Annotated in this window: 5 protein-coding genes; all 5 read right to left on the minus strand. The window is 44.3% G+C overall.

Going from position 1 to position 4,906, the window contains the following annotated elements; genetic code table 11:
• Positions 1–338 (minus strand): diacylglycerol kinase family protein (locus WBA23_RS22120; protein WP_424584456.1); only part of this gene is annotated, 338 nt, incomplete at its 3' end.
• A gap of 68 nt (positions 339–406) precedes the next feature.
• Complete coding sequence (locus tag WBA23_RS22125; RefSeq protein ID WP_424584457.1) at positions 407–1,867, minus strand: TrkH family potassium uptake protein; 1,461 nt, start codon at positions 1,865–1,867, stop codon at positions 407–409.
• 176 nt (positions 1,868–2,043) lie between these two features.
• On the minus strand, positions 2,044–3,384 hold the full coding sequence (gene trkA / locus WBA23_RS22130) for a Trk system potassium transporter TrkA (RefSeq protein ID WP_424584458.1): 1,341 nt from the start codon (positions 3,382–3,384) through the stop codon (positions 2,044–2,046).
• Between the two features lie 244 nt (positions 3,385–3,628).
• Positions 3,629–4,321 (minus strand): HAD family hydrolase, encoded by a 693-nt coding sequence (locus WBA23_RS22135; RefSeq protein WP_424584459.1) that lies wholly within the window; start codon positions 4,319–4,321, stop codon positions 3,629–3,631.
• A gap of 93 nt (positions 4,322–4,414) precedes the next feature.
• The coding region (locus tag WBA23_RS22140) for a hypothetical protein (RefSeq protein ID WP_424584460.1) at positions 4,415–4,906 on the minus strand (492 nt) is incomplete at its 5' end.

Consider the following 4,906-nt stretch of genomic DNA (forward strand, 5'->3'; position numbering starts at 1 on the left):
CCGATTACTACGGCGGTGACGGCTGAAAGTAACACTGCCGCTGCTCCCAAATCCTTGATTCGTTTAATACGGACATCACGCTGAGGCGAAATGAAATCAGCAATATCTTCTATGGCAGTATTTAAGATTTCGGTCACGAGTACAAAACCAATTGTTAGAACAATAACTACCCATTCAGTCACGCTCAACCCGAAGAAGACTCCCAGTATAATTACCAAAAAAGTAATTGCCAGATGCACCCGAGCGTTGTGCTCCTCTTTAAATAGCACCCGCAATCCACTAATTGCGTAGCGAAAACTTTTAATCCTATCGCTCAGTGAGAATCTCTTAGAAGACATATATTTTAAGTAATCAATGAGAAGCAAAATTACTGATTACTAATTGCTCTTTGTTACTTGTTCATTACCTAAGCATGGCGGCTCCAGTAGTAGGGAGTAAATAGCATCAACACGGTGAATAGCTCCAACCGCCCAAGCATCATTAAAAAGGACAAAAACCACTTACCAAAGGCGGGCAAATGAGCAAAATTATCCACCGGACCTACTGTGCCGATTCCGGGCCCAATGTTGCCGAGCGAAGTAGCTACCGAGCCAACTGCCGTCATAAAGTCTACCCCCGACAATGACATAATCGCCGAACCTATCGCAAAAATGGTGATGTAGATAATGAAAAACGCTAGTACGTTAAAGGTGATATCTTGGGTTACGGCATTGCCATTGTAACGCACCGGAATTACCGCGGAGGGGTGAATCTGCCGTTTCATCTCCAGTAAGCTATTCTTTAGCAGAATAGTGTGCCGAACAATTTTCACCCCACCGGAGGTAGACCCTGCCGAACCACCGGCAAACATTAAAAGGAAAAACACCACCGTGAGCAGCGGCATCCAGGCGGTGTAGTCGGCAGTAACGTAACCAGTGGTGCTGATAATCGAAATCACCTGAAAAATGGCGTAACGAAAAGACTCTTCAGCATTATTTTCAGTAGAAACAAAGATTCCAATCGTAGTAATTGTGGTGATAATGACGGTGAACCACAGGTAGTTTCGGAACTCTTCGTTTTGCCAGACTTTTCGGAAGCTTCCCTTTAGCATAAAATAGGTAAGCGAAAAACTTGTGCCCGCCAAAAACATAAAGATGGTCATCACATACTGAATGTAGGCTGAATCATAATAAGCAATACTCGCGTTTTTAGGAGAAAATCCACCGGTAGCCATAGTAGTGAGGCCGTGGTTAATTGCATCGTAGAAGCTCATTCCTCCAATCCAGAGCAGAACCGTTTCGGTAAGGGTTAGACTAAGGTAGATAATCCACAGCCGCTTGGCAGTGTCCCGAATGCGGGGCTTTAACTTATCCGGAGTGATACCAGGTGCCTCCGATTGAAAGAGTTGCATGCCGCCAATACCTAGAATAGGAAGAATGGCTACGGCCAGTACGATGATTCCCATTCCGCCGATCCACTGGGTAAGGCTACGCCAGAACAGAATGCCCCTAGGCACTACTTCAATATCGGTAAGAATAGTAGCACCAGTGGTGGTGAATCCCGACATGGCCTCAAAAAACGCATCAGGGTAGGTAGGAATAGCCCCACTCAGCAAGTATGGTAAGGAGCCAAAAAAAGAGATCAGTATCCAACTTAAGGTCACTACTAAGTATCCATCGCGCCGTCGCATCTCCTTATCTCGCTGGTCGCGAGTGATAAACCAAGTGCCTCCGCCTACAAATAAGGTGATACCCGCTGACCACAACAGTGCTTGCCAATCTTGACTGCCGTAGTAGAGCGATACGGGCAAACAAAGCAGCATAAACCCTGCGGTGAACACCAGAATAAGCCCCAGAATGTTAAACAGCACCTTCCAGTTAAATAGCATATCCGTACGGGGGTGTTATGGTGTTAGAGTGCAAGGTGTTATGGTTTCTAGACATTAATTATTTCGTTTGGTGCTTCTGCTTATAACCAAATTAATGGATTACTTTACCACTGTAGCATCATTCCACAATGGCCTGAACACTATAACACTACGCATAATAACACCATAACACTTTGTCATTTAAAAAACTTCTCTACCTCGGGCAGGGCACCCCGTTGGCTTAATACTACTACCCGGTCGTCGCACTCAAACTCAAAGTTACCCAGTGCAATGTAACCTTTCCCGTTACGAACCACACCGCCAATAATTGCATCCCCTGGAAATTTTAAGTCTTTTAGTCGGCGGTTCGCAATTTTACAGTTAGCGTTCACTTCGTACTCCAGAATCTCGGCTTCCACCCCGTGAATGCCCGTAATAGAAACCACATCGCCCTCGCGGATGTAGCGGAAGATAAAATTGGCTGCGATCAGCTTCTTGTTGATCATGGTATCTACCCCCATGTTTTGGCTTAGATGAATGTAGTCCATGTTCTCTACCAGGGCTATGGTTTTCTTCACTTTCTGATCCTTAGCTACCAAACAACTGATAATGTTCGTTTCCGAGTCGCCAGTAAGAGCAATAAATGCATCCATATCGGCTAGTCCTTCCTGCATGAGCAAATCTACATTGCGTCCGTCGCCATTGATTACGAGCACATTTGGTAACTGATCAGCCAGTTCAAAGCACTTGTCTTTGTCTCGCTCCACTAGTTTGATCCGGTATAAATCACTTAGCTTCCGAGCCGTGTGGTAACCCGCTTTACTTCCTCCCAGGATCATCAGACTCTCAATTTCTATCTTTACCTTACCTGTAAGTTTTAGCACTCGATCAATGCCATCGGGCTGAGCAATAAAGTACACGTGGTCATTTACTCTCAAACGGTTATTTCCCTTAGGAATAATGGTTCTACCGTCGCGCAGAATAGCAACAATTATATACGAATTATCGGGGTTGAGTCGCGAGGTTTCAGCCAGGGTTTTGCCGATCAGATTACTATCGTGATCTAGGGTAATTCCAATAAGAGATAATAATCCCTGATCAAACTCAAAGGTATCGGTAACCGCTGCCATACGCAGTAGTCGTTTCACCTCCCGAGCCGCCAACGATTCGGGTGAGATCAACTCATCAATTCCTATAGTTCGCAGATCTAGCGTTTCTTTATCAATCAAAAACTCTTCATTACTAATGCGGGCAATCGTACGCTTCGCTCCCAGTTGCTTAGCAATGATGGTAGTAGCTAAGTTTATCTCTTCCGACTCGGTAACCGAAATCAACAGGTCGGCTTCTTCCACATTGGCTTGTTTCAGTGTTTTGAAAGAGGTGGAATTTCCTTTAATGGTAGCTACATCAATCTGAGTGCCTAGCTGACGAAGCCGCTCGGCATCCAGATCAATTACCACAATTTCTTGGTTTTCGTACGAAAGGAGTTTAGCCAAATGTGCTCCCACATCACCCGCTCCGGCAATAACAATCCTCATAGCAGTATTGATCTAAAAAAGCAAATATAACATAATACTAGTGGAAAGTGGGCAATGAACAATTGATAGTAGTAAGCTATTGACTATCAAAATATTAGAGTTATAATTCGGAAGATAAAAGATGGAGGACAAGCTAGCTACTGCTGCTTTTTAAACCAGATGGGATGTACCGGACTCCCATCGGCACTTTGCACCTTTTGTTTAGTCGCGCTTTCCATTCCACGGCTTCCGGCTCTTTGGTAATTTAAAGATGCTGGGGAACCTCCCGTATGCTGGCTAACTGCTTGAACTGCGGATGGTCAATTTTATGATCTACTTTTTCGTAGGCCCAGGTAGTGTGATAAGGTACGTGAAACGCATGACCGCCCAGATTCAGTACGGGCATAATGTCCGATTTAAGTGAATTGCCGATCATCAAAAATTCTTCAGGGGGAATGTCCAGGTGTTGAATGAGTTTCTCGTAGTTGGGTTCTTTCTTTTCGGAAACAATCTCAATATGGTGAAAGTATTCGGCCAGCCCCGACTTTAGCAGTTTCCGCTCCTGATCCAGCAAATCACCTTTGGTAGCCATCACCAATCGGTATTTTCCTTGCAACACCTGTAGCACCTCCTCTACTCCATCCAGTAGTTCAATCGGCTTATCCAGCATCTCTTTCCCAAACTGAATGATTTTTTCAATCGCCGCCAGACCAATCGTTTTATCCGACATCTGAATAGCGGCCTCTATCATGGAGAGCGTCATGCTTTTAATGCCGTAGCCGTAGAGAGTGAGGTTTTTTATTTCGGTTTTCAACAGCTCACGAGCAACGCTGTGGTGCGGTAGGTAGTCTTCCATCATCTCGCAGAACTTATCCTCCGTTTCCCGAAAGTAGGGCTCGTTCACCCACAGCGTATCGTCCGCGTCAAAGGCAATTACTTTTATTGTATTTAGCCCCATTTTGTATCTTATTTCAGTTGGTTACATAGATACAAAATACTCGGGAATACCTGCTAATTTAGCTGAAGTGAAGTTGAAAGAATCCGTTGGAGTCTATAAAATCAATTTCATTGTTTTTGGATCAATACCTAGTCGCTCAAAGTACTCTTCTTGGTGCTTTTCAAATTGCTTTAAGGTTTGCAAGTTTACTTGAAAATCGTGCTTTCCGTAATTCTTGGCGTTCTTTGCTAATTTACTCACTCCGAAGTAGCTAAAATCAATAGATTGATACTCGGCTAATGAAGCGTTATCTATTCGTTGTCCATCAACCCAGACTCCGTAGACCTCAGAGTCCAACCAGTCATTCAACTGATTATGACTTGGTGCTTTTTCCGTAATGAATGATAGTGAAGGCGGCGAAGGAAATCGTGCTTTTTCTTCTTCGGTGGCTTCGTCGTATGTTCTCACTATTTTATTGCCAGTAGCATCGGTGTACCGGGTAGTAACACCTCTGTTGCTCCAATAGCGATCTTTTACAATCCGCAGGCTATCTTCTTCAGACAGCTTCGATTGAATTTGTTGCTTATCTGATTTTTTCGCTTGAGG

This window comes from Tunicatimonas sp. (assembly GCF_049647865.1).
Classification (GTDB): Bacteria; Bacteroidota; Bacteroidia; order Cytophagales; family Cyclobacteriaceae; genus Tunicatimonas.